The sequence below is a fragment of the Pseudomonas sp. B329 genome (genome assembly GCF_023127835.1).
Taxonomy (GTDB): Bacteria; Pseudomonadota; Gammaproteobacteria; order Pseudomonadales; family Pseudomonadaceae; genus Aquipseudomonas; species Aquipseudomonas synxantha_A.
The window spans coordinates 1392-20155 of the sequence record NZ_SPKP01000068.1; the positions used below are offsets into that span (position 1 = coordinate 1392).

The following is an 18764-nucleotide window of genomic DNA, read 5'->3' on the forward strand; positions in this document are numbered from 1 at the left end:
AGCCAGATCAGGCAAGGCCTGGCGTTGGCGCGCGAGGCTTCGAGTCGCGGGCACATGTTGAATATTGCGTTCAACCTGGAGCCAGTGCAGCTCTCCAATCCCGAACTGGTCTCCATCATCCGCAGCATCTTGTGCAGCTTCGGGCTACCGGCTTCGAGTCTGACATTTGAATTGACTGAAAGCGGTTTGCTCGAAGCCTCGGCCACCTGCCTGGAAAGCCTGGTGCGGTTGCGCATGATGGGTTGCCGGTTATCCATCGATGATTTTGGCGTGGGGTTTTCCTCCTTGCAGCGCTTGTGCCAGTTGCCCTTCAACGAGATCAAACTCGATCGCGAGTTCGTTCGGGGGCTGGACCATGACCCAAGATGTGTTGCGGTGATCAAGTGCACGCTCGAGCTGGGCAGAGCGCTGGGCATGTCGGTGGTCGTCGAGGGCATTGAGAAACAAGATCAATATCAACAGTTGCTGGAGCTTGGGTGTGTGCAAGGGCAGGGCTATTTCTTTGCAAAACCCATGACCGAACAAGATTTTTTGACTTGGCTGGGAGCGCGCACCCCCTCTGGAAAGCGCGTCTGACGGTCTGCTGACTGGTTTGGAAGGATATATAAATGGCCACACGTTCTTTACGCATCTTGATTGCCGATCACGTCCACTTGCAGCGCTTGAACCTCGAACGGATGCTCAATCACTGCGGCTACCATCGAGTGGCGCCCGTCTCTTCGTTGGAGGAGTTGCTGGCGATGATCGACCATGCCATTGATCCCTTCGATTTGTTGCTCATCAACAGCGCATTTGTCGGTGGCGCCATGCTTGACCTTGAAGCGTTCTGCCATGATTGCCCGCGTGTGCACCATGCGTTGATTTATGAAGGGCTGCCCCTGACGGAGCCAAAGGCCGAAGGAAAGCCGCCGGCAAGGGTGATCAAAAAGTTGCCGGGCGTTCCGGATACCGCTGCCATCAAAGGTTTTATGGACCAGATCGACCCCGCACGACCGACACCTTCACGGTATTTTTTCCGCACGCCTGCCCGCTGATTGTGTGGCGGGCGCACTCGCTACATGCTCCCGTCGGCCCACTCACCCTTCAACCCACGCCACGCCTAGGGCATTGGCGTGTTGTTCAACTGTTTGGCGGCATTGGGCAGGTAGGCTACTTTCAGAAAGTAATCCTTGCCCAGCAGCTTGCCCTCGCCAAACCAGGTCGTGCCGTTACGCTGCAGCTTCAGCCCGGCAAAGTCATACTCGAACAGGGTGCGGGTGCTGCTGACGAACGTGAACTCTATGTCCATCAGGGGTTACAACCCGGCGGCACAGGCTCAGGGGGATTAACACCGCGTCATAAAAGGTGGCTGCCTGATCAAGATCGTTGGTTCTAACGGTGATGTGACTGAACAGCCTTGACGCTCCATTACGTGTTGAGCCCCAAACGATGTCTGCATTTTTAGTTTGCGGCCATCTCACGTCCCTCAACTATTGATCTCTCAGGGCCGCTTGCGCTCGTTCAGTTAACGGTACGCTGAGTGACAGTATTGAAAGGACATAGGTGACCCGTAACGGATTTCCCAGGTTAACAATGAAGGTGAACGGTGAGTCGGTGAATTCAAAAACCAGGTTAAAGGTGTCGTACGCACTGCGAGTATCCACCTGCAAAATATCGCTTAGTAGCCGTTGTCGTTGGCGTATGACTCGGTAAATCAACTGTTGGTCATCGAGGCGAAATACTGGATTCAAACTATTGGTTGCGACCGCTATCCATGGTATGCTGGGCAGTCCAGTGAACGTAGACAGCACTGGGAATGCACTACCATCAAGGCCGGTGCCTGGTGAATAGGCGGGGGCAGTTGGTTTGGGTTTGCGTAGCTTTTTAAATAGCCAGTACATGAACCACAGCGATAACCCCTGTGCAATAATCACCATGATGCCAAAGGCAATTTCCACCCCTTCAATATTCATTATGCCCCCTGTCTTTACACTCGGGCGAAAACCACCCCAGGTACGGCTGAAACCCCAAAGGTCGAGGCAGTGGCACACGCTTATCGTTAACTATCGACTCAGCACCGTAACAGCCTGTGATAGACGCCTGTCAGTTGCACACGGCTGGCATGCCCTACCACCCGATTTATGGTGCAGGCTACGCTGTCTGTCGTTACGGATTGTGCCCTGCAATCAGAAGAAGGAACACACGCGTGCTGCTTGTGTCACTGGTTTGATGTGATGCAGATTGGTTGACGAGTAAAGTATTAGGTCGCCAGCAGTCAATTTGACGCTGTGAGTACCATCGGTGTGTTCTCTTAACAACGTACTGAGGCGCATCGTGATGCTTGCACAGCTAGAGATAGCTCGTTCAGGCCATCCGCGGTGCAATTTTATTGAAGGTGAATTTTCCTGCATACAATATCTAATCATGAACATATCCTTCGTTGGAAAGTTGTGATCTCTGAATTCTAAAAGATCTAACAGTTTAGGAATTTTGTTGAGTGCCTGACTGCCGGGTTTGCCGGCTTTCAAAAGGAAGGTTGAACGTATGAAAAAAATTGCGTATGTGCTGTTTTCAACCGCATTCCTCTTTGGCACGGCTTGCGCGGATGGGTGGTACGGTTCGGCGAAACTTAACAATGCGCGGCAAAATCTTTCCAGTCCACTACTGACAAGTCCTCGAGTGGTCGAGCGGGTTGCCAATCCGGACAGCACTAAGACCTTCACCGGGTCCTTTTCCGTAGGTTATGCGTTTACCGAAGGTTGGCGTCTGGAAGGTGAATACACTACCAAAAGTGATGCAAGCTTTGATACTCGTTGGGCGCCATTTAACCCTAATGTAAATCGCATGCAAGTTACCTCACAGCGACTGATGATCAATGGATATAAAGATATACCTATCACCGATTGGTTATCTTTTTACGGCATGGCAGGTGTGGGCCTTGCACGGGTAGATGCAGAGGGATATCAGTCAAACGCCGCGCGCAGGTTTGCCAAAAATACCCAGAATAACGTTGCCTATAGCCTGGGTATTGGCTTGAACGCCAAAGTCGGCGAAAAAACCACTGTCGGCTTAGGCTATCGCTACATCGCGATGGGCGATATCGAAACCGGCCACAATACTTTTGCGAACCGCATCAATGCGCGTGATGAGCAGCTCAAGGGGAAACTAAAGGAACAAAATTTGTTCCTGGAAGCACGAGTACTGTTTTAACTCAAAAATGCCTTGCGATAGTCAAGACTACAGCTACGTGCTTCCCGTACAGCGGGCTATCGAGGAGGGCGGTAACGGTCGGGTTTACTGGGGCTCTCAATCGGATTGTTGGAGAAAAATCCACCAGGATCGTGGGATTTTTCCCTGTGTGACTGCGGTTGACATCCTATAAAATTCAGAAGTTTTATGTAAGTGTAACGCCCTGCCAATCTAAGGGCTCCCTTTCGCGGTTTTTTACAAGGAACATTCTGTGAGCGTGTTAAGTGAGTTCAAGGCCTTTGCAGTTAAAGGTAATGTGGTCGACATGGCCGTCGGCATTATCATTGGTGCCGCTTTCGGAAAGATCGTTTCGTCTTTTGTAGGCGATGTGGTGATGCCGCCTGTTGGTGTGTTGATCGGAGGGGTGAACTTTGGCGATCTGGTCGTGACTCTCAAGGCTGCACAGGGAGATATCCCTGCCGTGGTGCTTGGGTATGGCAAGTTCATTCAGAGCATCATTGACTTCCTGATCATCGCGTTTGCGATATTCATAGGGGTGAAAGCAATCAATCGCCTCAAGCGTGAAGAACCTATGGAGCCAAGCCTGCCAGCGGCGCCAACCAAAGAAGAAATGTTGCTGGAAGAGATCCGCGATCTGCTCAAGGTTCAGAGCAAAAAGTCTTTGTAATCACACAATGCAGGGGCTGTGTTGAAAAGACAGGGAGCTCTTAAAGTTCCTGTCTTTTGCCTGTGTGGCAAAGCACAGGTCGTGAATTGAGCCCGTCGACGGGGCTAAGGTTAGCAGTACGCTGATTAATCGATAACCCCGCGTCGAAGGCTACACCTGGCCCCTTCAGTATTTCGGCTGTACTCATTCTCTAGTGAAATTTCCCACAGACATGCTGGCAGACGTCCCTTACTTTTTGCATGTCGTAAGCGAAACCATTTTTCTTAATTCTGAGCTCCCCAGGCCTCGTTGTACCGCACGCGCAAAGCGCGAAACCACAGGCCATAGCCCGTCGGTGTTCACACTGGAGTGTAGATGTGATCTGGTTTCTTGAGGGTCAATCCAGTCAGCGCGACGTGGTCATGAGTGCACGGGAGGCGCTGCCTGTGCACGTCAAGGTTTTTGCGTCTCATAGACAGGATCGGCCTGAGATCACAGGGCTGGCTGATGTCAGTTTTCAAGAGATTCACGACAGCGCTGAACGTATTGGTTGGGTGATTGAGACCGCACTTGAACACCGGATTACAGTGGTGGTTGCAGGGCGAGCTGGAAGTGTTTACGAAGCGAGCCGCACGCGGTTTGAGGCGGCAGGTATTGGCCTTGTTACGGGAGGGCTGTCTATGGACACCTTCAGCAAGGTAGACGACAAAAGCTTGTTTACGGCCGAGGCCGAGCGTGCTGGTTTAGCCTGTATACCGGCAATTACGGTTACCAACGGTCGGGAGTTGGTTGCGGCGTATAAGTGCTTGTCCCACGCAGGGGAAGTCTGCATCAAGCCGACGGTGGGAATTTATGGTCAGGGGTTCTGGCGTTTCAAGTCGAAGGCGGATCCGTTCCGTTGTTTGGAGAATCCGGGCGCACGGGAAGTCGACTTCAACACCTATCTGAAGCTCTACATGTCTGGGCCGCAGCGCGTACCGATGTTGCTGATGCCTTACCTGTCGGGCAATGAGTGTTCGGTGGATGTCGTATGCGAAGCGGGTAAGCCTGTCGCCTTCGTGGGGCGCAGAAAGCGTGGCGTTCACCAAACGTTCGAGCGCGAATCCAGCGCCGTGGAGCTTGCCCTCAATGCCTGTGCGTACTTCAAGTGCGACGGTTTAGTGAACGTGCAAACCCGGGACAATCAAGCGGGTATTCCACACTTGCTCGAGATCAACCCGCGTTACTCCGGTGGTATCGGTTACACCCGCGCGACAGGCGTGAACCTGGCCGGAATATTCGCTACGCGTCGACTGGGGCTGCCGGAACCCCCGAGCCAGTGGGTTGAGGGCGTGCGTGTGAAGCCTATTACGGTTGCGGTGACAGCACCCGTCTGAAATGACGGGTTCAACCGATAACGCATGACTGTTCGAAAGCTACACGTCTTTAGCGCATCTCGAGTAAGGAAGGACCAGGATGAAGGCGCTGACGCCAGGGGCAAACATAGCTATTGCAGGTGTAAAGACTGCATGGACACTGAGCAGCAGTAATGCCAGCGCCTTCGGCGATCACGCTGCTGTGGCTCTGCTACCTGTCACCGAAAAACGCATGCCAACCGGTGACCCGGCATTGTTTCAAATTTCCCAGAAATGGATGGAGTGGAGCGGAGCACAGACGTCGGTTTGCTGCGCTCTTGATCTGTCTGCATTGCCGGGCGGCACAGAACGTGTGTTGTTGGTTGTTTATACGTTCGCGGCGGCGGGTCCGATCAGCGAGCTCAAGGACTTATGTCTACAGATCGACAGCCAGGCCGAACTGTCCCTTGATCTGCGCGACAACGGCGAATCGGCGATGGTCATCGGTGAGTTTTACACGCGAAACGGCCTGTGGAAATTCCGCGCGCTTGCTGAAGGCTCAGCCTACGGATTAGCCGCAATGGGGCGGCGCATGGGCATTGATATTGATGATGCGCATCCATCCCGTCGTTTGTATTCAGATGGTCGTCCAAGAAATCGTGGTTCCTCTACGGGCACTGGCTTTGCCGTTTCGCCTACCCAGGTCATGACCTGTGCTCACGTAATTGAGGGCATGCAGGAGTTGCACATTGCTTCCTTTGTCGGGCGTTACCGCGCTGAGGTCGTGGTGGTCGATCAGCGCAACGATATGGCCTTGCTGCGTATTCAGGATTGTCCTGCGTTATCGCCTGTGCATTTCACCGACGGTGTGGGATGCGCGTTGGGTGAGTCGGTGATTGCTCTGGGCTTTCCCATGGCAGGCCTTGCAGGGGGGGGCGTACACGTGACCCAGGGCGGCGTGTCGAGCTTGTTCGGCTTGCACAACGACGCCAGTCTGTTGCAGTTCACCGCGGCCATTCAACCAGGCTCCAGCGGCAGCCCTTTGTTTGATAGCGGCGGTGGGGGGATTGCCATGGTGACATCCACGTTGCCGGATGCGCAAAACATGAACTTTGCGGTGAAGGCTGGCCTGCTCCTGGCCTTTTTGGATGCGTGCCAGGTATCACCCTTTAAATCAGTCGCCGGCCGCCAGTATTCAACGTCGGAAATGGCCCGTGAGGCTCAATCCTCTCTGTGGAGTATCGAGGCTAATAACCCGTAGCGGTAGGTAATTTGATCAAGCTGAACAGGATGCCGGGTTCGTTAATTTGCCGCCTTCAGGAATGTCGCGCATGGAATCAATCGTAGTGAAACAAGCGCCGTATCGCCTGAGTTCACAGCTCAAGCGAGGGCTGTTGGAAGTGGATGTCGAGCAATGCTCCATTGCGCCGCAATCCCTGTTCGGCTTTGCCGAACGCCGCAACCCAAAACGTGCATTCCTGTTTGTTTCCAAGGTGCTTGGTAAGCATATTCCTGTGCGGCCATCGGCGATGCAGGCCAGCTACAAAAGTCTGGCGGCAAAGATTCCTGCAGACTTGCCGGGACCAGTACTGATAGTGGGCATGGCTGAAACCGCTGTCGGGCTGGGGGCAGGGGTGCACCGAGCGTATAGCCACACCCGCGCGGATGCGGTGTATCTGGTAAGTACGCGCCATCCGATAAGCCTTGAGATATTGGCCCGTTTTGCAGAGGAGCACAGTCACGCCAGCGCTCACTTGATCCACCTGCCGACCGACCCTGATATTTGGGCGATGACGCAGCTGGCGCGTTCTCTGGTGCTGGTGGACGATGAAATCTCGACAGGCACGACACTTATCAATCTGCATCGGGCACTGATAGACGCAGGGTTGACCAAGGTCGAGCGGGTGGTGACCTGCGCGCTCACCGATTGGTCACAAGGCGCTGTGCGCAACGTGCTTGGCGATTGCACCGAGCAGGTGTCTTTGCTGCAAGGCAGCTATCGCTTCCATGATGATGTGAACGCGCGCTTACCCGATATGCCTGATGTCGCTACGGTCGCCGTGGGTGAGTGGCCGATTGATCCGCGCCTGGATTGGGGACGTCTGGGCGTGCGTCATGTGGAGGACACGTTGGCTCTGGATGTTCAGGTTAACCCCGGTGAAAGGGTCATCGTGGTGGGTACGGGGGAGTTCGTGTGGCGTCCATTTCTGCTGGCTGAGCGTCTGGAAAAGATGGGCGTGGATGTTCACTTCAGCTCAACCACTCGTTCGCCGATTGCACTTGGTCATGAGATCGAACATGCCTTGTCGTTCGTTGACAACTACGGCCTGGGCATTCCCAATTTTCTTTATAACGTGCGGCCTGGCCAGTTCGAGCGGGTGTTGATCTGCAGTGAGACCGCTGTTGAAGCGGTTTCTCAATCCTTGATCACTGCATTGAATGCCGAGGTGATCGTCGATGAGCACTAAGCGCCCCCTTATCCTCGTAGACCTGGATGACACGCTGTTTCAGACCGCGCGCAAAATGTCCGAAGGGTCGCTACGACACACCGCGACGTTGGATGTCGATGGCGAGCCCAATGGCTACATGAACTCGGTGCAGAACGCTTTTGTGCAATGGCTGCTGCAATCGGCTGATGTGGTCCCGGTCACAGCGCGCAGCATCGAAGCTTACAACCGTGTGCAGCTGCCCTTCAGGTCGGGAGCTGTGTGTGCTCACGGTGGTGTGATTCTTCGACCCGACGGGACGTTGGACAGCGACTGGCACTCGCAGATGACTGATGTGCTGGCCGCCTATCAAAGGCGTTTGTCGGCGCTGAGCGCCTCAACCTTGACGATTGGTCTGGAATTGGGATTGTCGCTGCGCGGATGGGTGGTTGAAGAACAAGGCCTGCTTAGTTATGTAGTGACCAAACACAACGGCTCCGACGACGCGGTGCTGAAGAGGATCCTGATTGAGGTTAAGCGGCAGGGGTTGCTGGATGATATGCACGTTCACCTCAACGGTAACAATCTGGCTTTTTTGCCCAACGGTTTAGCCAAACGCCATGCCGTCGAGGAACTGTTGCGTCGAGACCGTATCGTCAACGGCGAACGCCTCGTGTTGGGGGTGGGTGACAGCGTGACTGACCTTGGCTTCATGAACGAATGCCATTTCTGGGCCACACCGGCCAATAGCCAGTTGGCAAAAGTGGTGGAGTTCATGCTCCATGCTTAATGCCTTCGGGCACCTTTGCACCGTCGGCAGTGGGAGCTACCTGGCCGAGGATGTGCTGCTCCTGTTGCAGCCTGTTGAGCTGCAAGTGACCGGCGTTCGCGAAAAGGAACGGCTGATTCAGACGCAGCAAAAGCATTACTCAGAGATGATCAGTCAGGAGTCGGCGCCCACCGACACCCATAAAGCGCTGTACTGGCAGGCGATGCAGCAGAATGCGGTAAGGATGGCCGTTGACGTTCAATCCCTGACGATGGCGCTTGACCGAGTGTGCAAAGGGCCTTCGATTGCGCTTGTGTCTTTCGTTCGCGCGGGTCTTCCGTTGGGAGTGTTGCTGCGCCGTGGGCTTCTGGACCAGGGGCGTGATGCCCATCATTACGGCATCAGCATCGTGCGTGATCGTGGTATCGACAAGATCGCCCTGGAGGCGATCATCGCCGCCCATGGCCCTGAGAACATTGTTTTTGTGGATGGCTGGACGGGCAAAGGCGCGATATCTGCCGAGATCCAGCGCAGTCTGCGTAATGACATGCGGTTCCCCCGTCAGCCGCGCCTGGTGGTACTGGCCGACCCATGTGGTCGTGCCTGGATGGCGGCGTCAGCTGAGGATTGGGTGATTCCATCGGGCATTCTTGGCGCCACTGTTTCTGGCCTGGTTTCACGTTCCATCTGGCCCGTCGAAGCTGGCCTGCACGGCTGCCTGGTTTACGACCACCTCCACGAGCACGACGTAAGTCGCGACTTCATCGACCGAATCGAGGCGAGACGCCGCATGCTGCCCGCAGTACAGCCTGCGTCCCCCTGGACGCAGACGCAGCGACTGACACTGCAGGCGGCAGCAGACGACGTGATCGACCGCATTGCCAACTGGTTTGGCATCACCAACCGAAACCGGATAAAGCCCGGTATTGCCGAAGCGACGCGTGCCGTACTACGGCGTGTACCGGATCAGGTGCTGGTACGTGACCGCAGTGATCCCGACATCCAGTTGCTGATGCACCTGACTGAACAAGTCGGTGTTCGCGTCGAAGAGGCGGGCACCGCGCTTGGTCCCTACCGTGCAGTGACGGTAATCCGGAGTGTGGGTTGATGAAAAAATTCTCGCCTTACGCCCTCGGCGCCACGCTCTACATGCCAGCCACCCGCGAGGACATTCTGGACGTGGTGTTTCGCAAAAAACTGCTTGAACTGCGATCCATGGTGGTGTGCCTTGAAGATGCGGTTGCCGACATCGATGTGGATACAGCCTTGCGCAATCTGCGTCGCCTGCTCAGTGCCATAGAGCAGCGGGGCGGTCGTACGCCAGAAGGGCCCATGCTGTTTGTGCGCCCGCGTGACTCGCAGATGGCGGCGGTACTGAATGACTGGCCGCTGATGGCTCATGTTGACGGTTTCGTCGTCCCAAAGTTGAGCCTGTCGAATTTGCGTGCCTGGGAGTTGGCGATTGCTAATCCGGAGATTGTGCTAATGCCGACCCTGGAGACCCGGGAAGTATTCAATCCGGTGAGCATGGTCGAGTTGGGTGAGTCCCTCCGCGAAACGTTGTTTGCGCGAATCATCGCGCTGCGCATCGGCGGAAACGACTTGCTGGGCTGTCTGGGCTTACGTCGCAACCCGGCAGTCACCCTTTACGGCACGCCCATGGGCTACGTGATTCCGATGCTTGCCGGTGTGATGGGCTCTCAAGGGTTCGCCTTGACCGCACCGGTATTTGAGCAATTGGCCACGCCCCATCTGCTGCTCGAAGAGCTGCAGCTCGATATTGCCCACGGCATGGTCGGGAAAACCGCCATACACCCAAGCCAGATCAGTGCAATCCAGGACAGTTTTCGCGTCAGCCTGGAAGACTTCAATTGCGCCAATTTAATGCTTAGCGACGTTTCTCCTGCTGTTTTCAAGCACAACGACGCGATGTGCGAGCCGGCCACTCATCTCAAATGGGCCACCCATATTCTCGAACGCGCCAAATGGCATGGTATCCGGCATGCCGAGACAGGCTCTGCCGACTCTTTGATGCGTCTTGCTGAGGCGGTTCGATGATTCTCAAAGCGTCATCGCCCCCTCATCCAGCAAAGCCAATAACGATAAAGACGAAAACATGACAATCAACAAGGAGCATACCGATGGCACTGTCTCTGACTAAAAACCAAAGCATTTCCCTGGAAAAAACAACGGGTGGCAGCGGCCTCACCACCCTGCGCCTTGGACTGGGCTGGGACCCGGAAAAAGCCGGGTTCATGGGCCGATTGCTGGGCAACGGAGGCGAAGTTGACTTGGATGCTTCCTGCATTCTGTTTGATGAAAACTACGATGCGCTTGACCTGGTGTGGTTCCGCCAACTGCAATCCCAAGACGGTTCTATCCAGCATTCCGGCGACAACCGCACGGGCGAAGGCGATGGCGATGACGAAACCATCACCGTCAACCTGCTCAATCTGCCGGCCTCGGTTAAATTCCTGGTATTCACCGTCAACAGCTTCACCGGGCAGAGCTTCGAGAAGATTGCCAACGCCTATTGCCGTGTGGTCAACGCGAGCAACCGAGTCGAATTGGCGCGCTTCAATCTCTCAGAGAAAGGCCGGCATACCGGGGTGGTCATGGCGAGTATGGTGCGTGAGCGAGAGGGCTGGGAGTTCAAGGCCATCGGCCAGGTCACCAACGGTCGTACCGTCGATGACCTGGTCGACCTCGCCGTTCAGGCAGTGCGCCCATGACGACCCTGGCTCCCGGTGGGAATGCACCGGTCGCCACCGGTCAGGTGCGTGTCGAGATCAACTACTCACCGATTCCGGATGCTGATATCGACATGTCGGCGTTTGTTCTGGGCGCCGGTGCAAAAGTGCGTGGCGACAACGACATGTGTTTCTACGGACAGACCAGCGTACTGGACGGCGCGGTACAACTGACCAAGTCTTCGACTGGGCGTGCGGTGTTCACCCTTGATCTGTCGCGGCTTGAAGCGGTGGTCGAGAGGGTCGCGTTGACCGCCACGATCTACGAGAACAGTGCCAGCTTTGATCGAGTGTCACATCTGGCGCTGACTATCACCGGCGATATCGAAGCGCGGATAGGCACCGCAGGCATGAAGGAAACGGCGTTGATCCTTGGGGAATTTTATCGTCGCCAGGGTGAATGGAAGTTTCGCTGTGTAGCGCAGGGTTTTGCCGGCGGCCTGTCGCCGTTGGCCAAGCACTTTGGAGTAAAGGTCGCGGAGCCTGTACCGACGGTGCGTGCACCCGTTGTGGCGCCCACACCTCGGGTCAGCCTCAGCAAAATCACACTGGATAAAACGCGCACGTCTATCAGCCTGGAAAAAACCTCCGAGGGGTTTGGCGAAATCAAGGTCAACCTCAACTGGAATAGGCGCCAGAGTGGGGGTGGCTTCTTCTCGCGCAATACTTCCATCGATCTGGACGTCGGATGTCTGTACCAATTGCAGGATGGTTCCAAGGGTGTCGTTCAGGCATTGGGCAATTGCTTCGGTGAATTGCATTACGCGCCCTATATCCAACTCAAAGGTGATGACCGTACCGGCGCGGTAAGCGACGGAGAGTGGCTGCATATCAACGGTAAGCATTGGGCCGATGTCCGCCGAATTCTGGTGTTTGCCTTTATCTACGACGGTGCGCCCAACTGGCGGGCGACCGATGGTGTTGTGACGATTCATATCCCCAATCAACCTTCAATTGAAGTTCGCTTGAATGAAGAGGGTGGTCGCCTGGGCATGTGTGCAATTGCAGTGCTGGAAAATGTCGGCGGCAGCGTGAAGGTGAGCCGGCGCGTGGACTTCCACGCAGGGCATTCGGCGATGGACAACGCTTATGACTGGGGCATGCGCTGGTCGGCAGGATCCAAGTAATTCAACTCTCAAATCGCAATTGAACACGGTGGGCCGCTGCGGTCCTTCGTTAAGGTGAACGACATGTTGTCATGGTTAAAAACCAATGCGGCGCTTGCCCGTGAAAAGTTAACTACCGAGGTGGCCAAGTTCAAGAATCAGGCCTTCATGGCGGCGATTGCCAATAGCTGCGCCATGGTTGCTGCGGCCGATGGTGAAATCAGTTCGGCTGAAAAAATGAAGATGACAGGCTTCATCAATCATTCGCCCGAACTGAAAGTATTCAACCTGAGCGATGTCATCAAGGTCTTCAACGATGCGTGTAGCAAGTTCGAGTTCGACTATCAGATAGGCCAAGCTGAGGCCCTTAAAAACATCGGCAAGCTCAAAGGTAAGGATGGAGCCGGGCGTTTGCTCGTGCGTGTCGCCTGCGCGATCGGTGCATCGGACGGCAATTTCGATGACAAGGAAAAAGCGGTCTGCCGCTTGATCTGCCTCGAGCTGGCACTTGCGCCCGCTGACTTTGAACTTTAAGGAGCGACACTGTGGACGTTAGCCAATTGGGTTTTCCGCCGCTGACCATCGCCGTGTTCGTGGCACTGGCAATCGGCGCGATGATCATCGATATGTTCACCCATCGTGGTGACAAACCCATCAGCCTGTTCCAAGCCTCGGCCTGGTCAGTGTTCTGGGTCCTTATCTCATTCGGCTTTGCAGGGTTTCTGTATGTCGAGCACGGCCCGGATGTCGCGACGCTGTTTGTCACCGGTTACGCCCTCGAAAAAGTATTGAGCATCGATAACCTGTTCGTATTCATGGCGATCTTCGCCTGGTTCAAAGTGCCCAATGGCTTGCGTCACCGTGTGCTGTACTGGGGGATTCTCGGCGCTATCGTATTCCGCCTGATTTTCGTCGCTATTGGTACGGGCCTGCTGGCCTTGGGACCATGGGTGGAAGTAGTTTTCGCGGTGATCGTCGCCTGGACAGCGGTGATGATGCTCAGAAGCGGTGGGGACGATGAAGAGCAAGAGGACTACTCACAGCACATGGCCTACCGCTTCGCAAAAAAACTCTTTCCGGTGTGGCCGAAACTGCATGGGCATGATTTTTTCGTCCGCCGCAAAACGCTGGAAGCCGAGCTGACCCAACCAGAAAACCAGGGACTGTCCTTGGCCGCCAAAGGAGGTTTGTTCGCGACTCCGTTATTTCTGTGCCTGGTGGTAATGGAGGTGTCCGACGTGCTGTTTGCGTTTGACTCTGTTCCCGCAATCATCGCCGTCAGCCGCGAGCCGTTGATTGTGTTCTCGGCCATGCTCTTCGCCATTTTGGGCCTGCGCACCATGTACTTCGTGCTGGAAGCCTTGAAGCGTTATCTGGTGCATCTGGAAAAGGCCGTCATCGCGCTGCTGTTTTTCATCGCCATAAAACTCGGCCTGAATGCAACAAGCCACATTTTCCATCACGGTTACACCATCGATCCCGATACCAGCCTGATCATCGTTGTCGTGGTGTTAGCCATCGGCATTTTCGCGAGTGTGCTCTTCCCGCAAAAGGAAGAAGCGCAAGCCTGATCCTGACTTCAAACCCATTATTCATAAGGAGTTGTACTCATGGCCCTGACCCTGCAAAAAGGCGGCAACCTGTCGCTCTCGAAAACGGATCCGACACTGACCAAAATTTTGATCGGTCTGGGTTGGGATCCTCGTGCTACGGACGGGGCAGAATTTGACCTGGACGCCAGTGCATTTTTGCTGGGACCCAATGGCAAGGTGCGTGGTGATGCAGGTTTTATTTTCTATAACCAGCTCAAAAGTACTGACGGTTCCGTAGAGCACACCGGCGACAACCGCAGCGGTGCCGGCGATGGCGACGATGAAGTGTTGAAAGTCGATCTGAGTCGAGTTTCTGTGGACATCGACAAGATAGCGTTCACGGTCACCATTCACGACGCCGACGCACGCAAACAGAATTTTGGTCAGGTGGGCGGCTCGTTCATTCGCGTCGTCAACGAAACCAGCGGCGTAGAAATTGTCCGTTATGACCTCGCGGAAGACGCCTCCATCGAAACAGCAATGATCTTTGCTGAACTGTACCGCAACAATGGCGAATGGAAATTCCGCGCCGTGGGCTCCGGCTTTGCCGGTGGCCTGATATCGCTGGCCAATTCGTATGGCATGAACTTCTAACCCCTATATCTATTGAGCAAGGAAATTAACCATGGCTGTAAGTCTCTCCAAAGGCGGTAACGTCTCCCTGTCCAAAGAAGCACCAGGTCTGAGCGAAGTCATTGTCGGCTTGGGCTGGGATCCTCGCGTCACTGACGGCACCGAGTTCGATCTGGATGCGTCGGTGTTTGTCGTGGGCGAAAACGGCAAAGTGCTCGACGACAACAGCTTCATTTTCTACAACAACAAAAAGTCTGCAGATGGTTCCGTCGAGCACTTGGGGGACAATCGTTCTGGCGCTGGCGAAGGCGACGATGAGCAGGTGGTCGTCAAGCTGGCTGCTTTGCATCCGCTGGTCAAGAAACTGGTGTTCGCTGTGACCATCCATGACGCTGAAACCCGCAAACAAACCTTTGGCCAAGTTGCCAACAGTTTCATTCGCGTGCTGAACAAGGCAGACGGTAAGGAACTGGCGCGTTTTGACCTGAGCGAAGACGCTTCGACTGAAACGGCGATGATCTTCGGTGAGCTTTATCGCAGCGGGGAAGAGTTCAAGTTCAAGGCCATCGGCCAAGGTTTTGCCGGGGGCCTGAAGCCCCTGGCTGAAGCTCATGGTGTCAGCATCGGCTAAGCCCACCCCTCCACGTGTAGGAGCGAGCTTGCTCGCGAAGAACGTTAACGATGACGCCGGCATTCTGAATGAACGCGTCACGCGGACATTTTTCGTGCGCAGTCTCGCTCCTACACACTTCAATAAGAGAAAAACCATGTTTAAAGTCAGTGCCTGCCTGGCTGCCATGGCGGCCTTTTTGTGGGTGGTGCCTGCTGCCGCTCAAGCAAAAACGTGCGATGCATTGTTTGGAAAGTTCAGAATTGCGCACGCCCCTTCAGGCCCTGGCGTTCTCGAGGTGGCTCAAGCAGTCGTTGATCCCGAGGCAGAGATTGGCAAACCCCTCTTTGAGTTGTACCGCGACGCCACCTCGGCTACCTGGCGGCACGGCTTGATAACGGGTTCACGTTCACCCATCGACATTCAGCCCACGTCTAGGCTTGCAGGTGCTTCCTGCCAAGCGAAACTGAGCCCGGACGCCAGTGTCGTGATGTTTGACTTTACAAGGTTAAGCCCTGAGGAGGCCACTCGAATGATCGATTGGCTAGAACAGGTCTGGGGTGCTAGGCCTTCTGCTGAGCAATTACGTGATCTGCGTTATCTGTTCGCCATGGATATCAGCATGACCGGGGTTATGGATGCTTCATTGTTTGTACCGCTAGAACGTTATGAAAACCCATGAAGTTTCGATCGCTTCGCCTGGCTGGCGTATTGGTTGCCCTGATATTTGTCAGCAGTCACCGCAGCGAAATAATAGCCCCCCTGGATCAGCAAGTTTATGTCTGGCAGCGCCAGTGGAACGCAAGCCACGCGTTGGCTCTGGCTCAGTCCCGTGGGGATTTTTCTACGCTTAGGGTATTGGCCTTGCAGGCGTTCCCCGGGGCTGGCTGGAGTCGGGCGCGGGTCGACTTTGCATTACTCAGGGGCGACGGGCGTCCCGTGATTGCTGTGGTTCGTCTGGACGGGCAGCTCAAGGCGCTGAATCAGGCAGACATCACCCTGCAAATACAGCAGCTGCTCAGCCACTGGCAAGGGCAGGGCGTGAACCTTGCCGGATTGGAGATCGACCATGACGCAGGCAGCGCCCGACTCGCGAACTATCGACAGTTTCTGCAGCAGTTGCGTAGCGCCCTACCCGCGACCTTAAAACTGAGCATCACCGCGCTGCCTGCCTGGCTCGACAGCCCGGAGTTATCGCCACTGTTGCAAACGGTGGACAGCAGCGTGTTGCAAGTGCACGCCGTGAGTGATCCCCGTCATGGACTATTCGATCCGCAGCAGGCCCGGCGCTGGGCCGAGCGCTGGAGCCGCGTGACTTCCAAACCCTATTACCTGGCTCTGCCTTCCTATGGTGTTGCACTGCTGCCAACCCCCGCAGGTGCCACCGTGGTGGTGGAGAGTGAAGTGCCTATCGACCGAGGTGGCCGACGCCAGGAACTGCTGGCGGACCCGCAGCAATTGGCGATGTTAGTCGGTGAGCTGCGCGCCGACCCGCCGAAACACTTGGCCGGGTTGGTCTGGTTCCGCTTGCCACTCCCAGGCGATCGCCGGGCCTGGAGCATGGCGACACTGCGCACGGTGGCCAGCGGTGAAGCACTGGCCGGCCAGCTGACATTGGTGCTGACGCATCAGGATGGGCTCTACGATATCGCTGTCAGCAATCCTGGGAACCTCGATGCGGCGTGGCCTGCACACCTTGTCCTGACGGCGAGCAAGTGTGAAACCGCTGATGCGCTGGCCGGTTACTCCGTACAGAAGTCTACGGATCAGATGATTTTCGTCCGCCATATCGAAGGCCGTCTGGCGGCTGGTGACGCGCGCGCTGTGGGCTGGGCCCGTTGTAGTCATATTAATCAAGGAGCTTCCTATGTTCGGCCGTGAGAGCGTGCGTCATCTGTTGTTTTTGAGCCTTTGCTTGCCGGCGGGAATGGCGGTGGCCTGCGGGCGGGATTTTCCCATGCGCTTGCTCGATGACCGCGCGTTGACGTTGGCGGAACTGCCGGAGGGTAATTTCAGTGTTGAAGTCAACCGACTGGGAGAACGTGTTGCTGGCCTCAGGGATGCGTCGGACGCGAACTATCCCCGGATCTATTTACCTGGTGACTCCGAGACGCCAGCCCAGGCCAGAGAGTTGGCAGAAGCCGTCGGTCTTTCATCCGAGCAGCTGAGATTGGTGCTCCAGCTACGCAACCTGACGGACCCTCAAGAAGTACTCCGGCAGAGTGCCAATTTACCGGCCGAGTTGAGTCTTTATACGGCAGGGGCAGTGGCCTTCAATACCGGTGAGCATGGGCAGGCGGTGGATTACTTCAGCCAGGTACTGGCATTGCCTGCCGACCAGCGCACATTACGTAGCACCTGGGCTGCTTATTCCCTGGGGCGCGCCCGGTATGCCATGAGCGATGCGGCCGGGACCAACGATGAACACATGCGTCCCCAAATGCTGGATGCGTCGCTGGCGGCTTTTCGCCTGACGCGCCAGTTAAGTGTCGATGGGTTCAGCGATCCCCTGGCTCTGGGCATTGCCAGCCTGGGTGAAGAAGCCCGTGTGGTGAGAGCGGCCGGTGACTGGGACAGCGCCATCGTTCTGTACGCCACCCAAAACCTGCACGGCTCGGAGGTGGGTTATACCTCGTTGCGCTTGTTACGGACTGAGCTGATGGCTTTGTCCTACGCAGAACTGGCCGAGCTGATGAAGGTTAAACAGGTGCAGAAGTTGATGACCGCTGCGCTGATCAGTCGCTTGGGTTGGTCGTTCGGCGAGCGGCCGGAAGGTGAGCAACGGTTGATTACACTGCTGCAGCAAAACACTGTTGGCACGCTGGATAACGCAGATCGGCTGGCGGCGTTGAGCTATCAACAGGGCGACTACGCCAATGCCAGGAGTTTTCTGAAGGATGCCGGCGACGGCGGCCTTGCATGGTGGCTACGAGCAAAAATGGCCCTGCGCGACGGTGACAAATAGGCTGCGGTGACGGCTTATGCCAAGGCTGCGGAGTATTTTCCAACGGATGAGTTATGGGGCGAGCGACGCACGCAGAGCTGGGACTACGAATCGGTCCAGCCCAAGTGCCGGGTCGAAGCAGAAAGCGCGATTCTGGCTTTGGAGCGTGGTGATTACCTGCTGGCCTTCGACCAACTTTATCGCAGCCAGGGCATTTACTGGCTTGATACGGCCGCTCTGGCCGAGCGCGTGTTAACGACCGATGAACTCAAGCGTTACATAGACGAGCAGGTTCCAGTGCCCAAGCCTCTGACTCAACAAGACCGTGTCTACCATGTAGCGCTGTCACCTGCGGCCCGCCTTCGCGAGCTATTAGCGCGCCGCTTGTTGCGTGAGGAGCGTTATGAGGAGGCCGTCGGCTACTTCGACAGCGGTGAGTTGCAGGCCAAGGCACTGGCCTATGGTCAATACCGCCAACAGGCCGAATCGGGCTGGCTGCCAACCGGTCGGGCGCAAGCCTATTATCAGGCTGCGGTATTGGCTCGATATTCGGGAATAGAACTGTTGGGTTACGAGGTGGCCCCGGATTATGCGGTTTTTTCCGGCAATTACAGTCTTGACTACACCGAGTTGAACGACGGGCCGCTGATTGCTGAAGGAGAAGTGCGACGCCGAAAATCCAATCAGACCGGTCCTTATGAGCGATTTCATTACCGTTTCGTCGCTACATCATTGGCGAGCCGGGCGGCCGATTACCTACCTCATAGCAGCCAGGCGTTTGCTGCTGTGCTGTGCCAGGCTGCGGGCTGGGACACGGGTGGTAAG

At 55.8% G+C, this 18764-nt stretch carries 20 protein-coding genes and 1 pseudogene; 19 read left to right on the plus strand and 2 right to left on the minus strand.

The features are described 5' to 3' along the window. Together E4P00_RS27865 and E4P00_RS27870 are read left to right on the plus strand one after the other, a co-directional pair. The coding region (locus tag E4P00_RS27865; RefSeq protein WP_248133417.1) for an EAL domain-containing protein at positions 1-576 on the plus strand (576 nt) is incomplete at its 5' end. A gap of 32 nt (positions 577-608) precedes the next feature. Beyond that, entirely contained in the window at positions 609-1034 is a 426-nt protein-coding gene (locus E4P00_RS27870) for a cell division control 45 family protein (protein ID WP_248133418.1), read from the plus strand. 65 nt (positions 1035-1099) lie between these two features. Here the strand turns inward: E4P00_RS27870 and E4P00_RS27875 are convergent, their stop codons facing one another. Both E4P00_RS27875 and E4P00_RS27880 read right to left on the minus strand, forming a co-directional pair. Next, on the minus strand, positions 1100-1288 hold the full coding sequence (locus E4P00_RS27875) for a hypothetical protein (protein WP_248133419.1): 189 nt from the start codon (positions 1286-1288) through the stop codon (positions 1100-1102). A gap of 181 nt (positions 1289-1469) precedes the next feature. After that, complete coding sequence (locus E4P00_RS27880) at positions 1470-1952, minus strand: hypothetical protein (protein WP_248133420.1); 483 nt, start codon at positions 1950-1952, stop codon at positions 1470-1472. A 571-nt stretch (positions 1953-2523) separates the two neighbouring features. Between E4P00_RS27880 and E4P00_RS27885 the strand changes: the two genes are divergently transcribed. The 17 genes and pseudogenes from E4P00_RS27885 to E4P00_RS27965 form a co-directional block, all read left to right on the plus strand. Beyond that, positions 2524-3189, plus strand: a complete 666-nt coding sequence (locus E4P00_RS27885; protein WP_248133421.1) for an outer membrane beta-barrel protein — start codon at positions 2524-2526, stop codon at positions 3187-3189. Positions 3190-3439: 250 nt separating this feature from the next. Further along, positions 3440-3856, plus strand: a complete 417-nt coding sequence (gene mscL, locus E4P00_RS27890; protein WP_248133422.1) for a large-conductance mechanosensitive channel protein MscL — start codon at positions 3440-3442, stop codon at positions 3854-3856. Positions 3857-4212: 356 nt separating this feature from the next. Further along, positions 4213-5211, plus strand: a complete 999-nt coding sequence (locus E4P00_RS27895) for an ATP-grasp domain-containing protein (protein WP_248133423.1) — start codon at positions 4213-4215, stop codon at positions 5209-5211. Between the two features lie 79 nt (positions 5212-5290). After that, positions 5291-6430 carry a trypsin-like peptidase domain-containing protein gene (locus E4P00_RS27900; RefSeq protein WP_248133424.1) on the plus strand — a complete coding sequence of 380 codons (1140 nt, stop codon included), beginning with the start codon at positions 5291-5293 and terminating at the stop codon, positions 6428-6430. Positions 6431-6500: 70 nt separating this feature from the next. Beyond that, on the plus strand, positions 6501-7637 hold the full coding sequence (locus E4P00_RS27905) for a phosphoribosyltransferase domain-containing protein (protein ID WP_248133460.1): 1137 nt from the start codon (positions 6501-6503) through the stop codon (positions 7635-7637). Further along, on the plus strand, positions 7627-8385 hold the full coding sequence (locus E4P00_RS27910; RefSeq protein ID WP_248133425.1) for a trehalose phosphatase: 759 nt from the start codon (positions 7627-7629) through the stop codon (positions 8383-8385). The genes E4P00_RS27905 and E4P00_RS27910 overlap by 11 nt, the downstream gene beginning before the upstream one ends. After that, entirely contained in the window at positions 8378-9472 is a 1095-nt protein-coding gene (locus E4P00_RS27915) for a cysteine protease StiP family protein (RefSeq protein WP_248133426.1), read from the plus strand. Before E4P00_RS27910 ends, E4P00_RS27915 begins: the two co-directional genes overlap by 8 nt. Further along, on the plus strand, positions 9472-10422 hold the full coding sequence (locus E4P00_RS27920; RefSeq protein WP_248133427.1) for an HpcH/HpaI aldolase/citrate lyase family protein: 951 nt from the start codon (positions 9472-9474) through the stop codon (positions 10420-10422). Before E4P00_RS27915 ends, E4P00_RS27920 begins: the two co-directional genes overlap by 1 nt. 83 nt (positions 10423-10505) lie before the next feature. After that, positions 10506-11096, plus strand: coding sequence for a TerD family protein (locus E4P00_RS27925; protein WP_248133428.1), 591 nt, complete (start codon positions 10506-10508; stop codon positions 11094-11096). Further along, entirely contained in the window at positions 11093-12241 is a 1149-nt protein-coding gene (locus tag E4P00_RS27930; protein WP_248133429.1) for a TerD family protein, read from the plus strand. Before E4P00_RS27925 ends, E4P00_RS27930 begins: the two co-directional genes overlap by 4 nt. A gap of 63 nt (positions 12242-12304) precedes the next feature. After that, positions 12305-12754, plus strand: a complete 450-nt coding sequence (locus E4P00_RS27935) for a tellurite resistance TerB family protein (RefSeq protein ID WP_248133430.1) — start codon at positions 12305-12307, stop codon at positions 12752-12754. 11 nt (positions 12755-12765) lie between these two features. After that, entirely contained in the window at positions 12766-13791 is a 1026-nt protein-coding gene (locus E4P00_RS27940; protein WP_248133431.1) for a TerC/Alx family metal homeostasis membrane protein, read from the plus strand. A gap of 39 nt (positions 13792-13830) precedes the next feature. Next, entirely contained in the window at positions 13831-14406 is a 576-nt protein-coding gene (locus E4P00_RS27945) for a TerD family protein (RefSeq protein WP_248133432.1), read from the plus strand. A 31-nt stretch (positions 14407-14437) separates the two neighbouring features. Further along, positions 14438-15016 (plus strand): TerD family protein, encoded by a 579-nt coding sequence (locus E4P00_RS27950; protein WP_248133433.1) that lies wholly within the window; start codon positions 14438-14440, stop codon positions 15014-15016. A gap of 28 nt (positions 15017-15044) precedes the next feature. Beyond that, complete coding sequence (locus tag E4P00_RS27955) at positions 15045-15677, plus strand: hypothetical protein (protein WP_248133434.1); 633 nt, start codon at positions 15045-15047, stop codon at positions 15675-15677. After that, complete coding sequence (locus E4P00_RS27960; RefSeq protein WP_248133435.1) at positions 15674-16876, plus strand: DUF3142 domain-containing protein; 1203 nt, start codon at positions 15674-15676, stop codon at positions 16874-16876. The genes E4P00_RS27955 and E4P00_RS27960 overlap by 4 nt, the downstream gene beginning before the upstream one ends. Continuing rightward, positions 16863-18755, plus strand: a pseudogene (locus tag E4P00_RS27965) (hypothetical protein); the annotation flags it as partial. The gene E4P00_RS27960 and the pseudogene E4P00_RS27965, both read left to right, overlap by 14 nt. Positions 18756-18764: the final 9 nt, after the last annotated feature.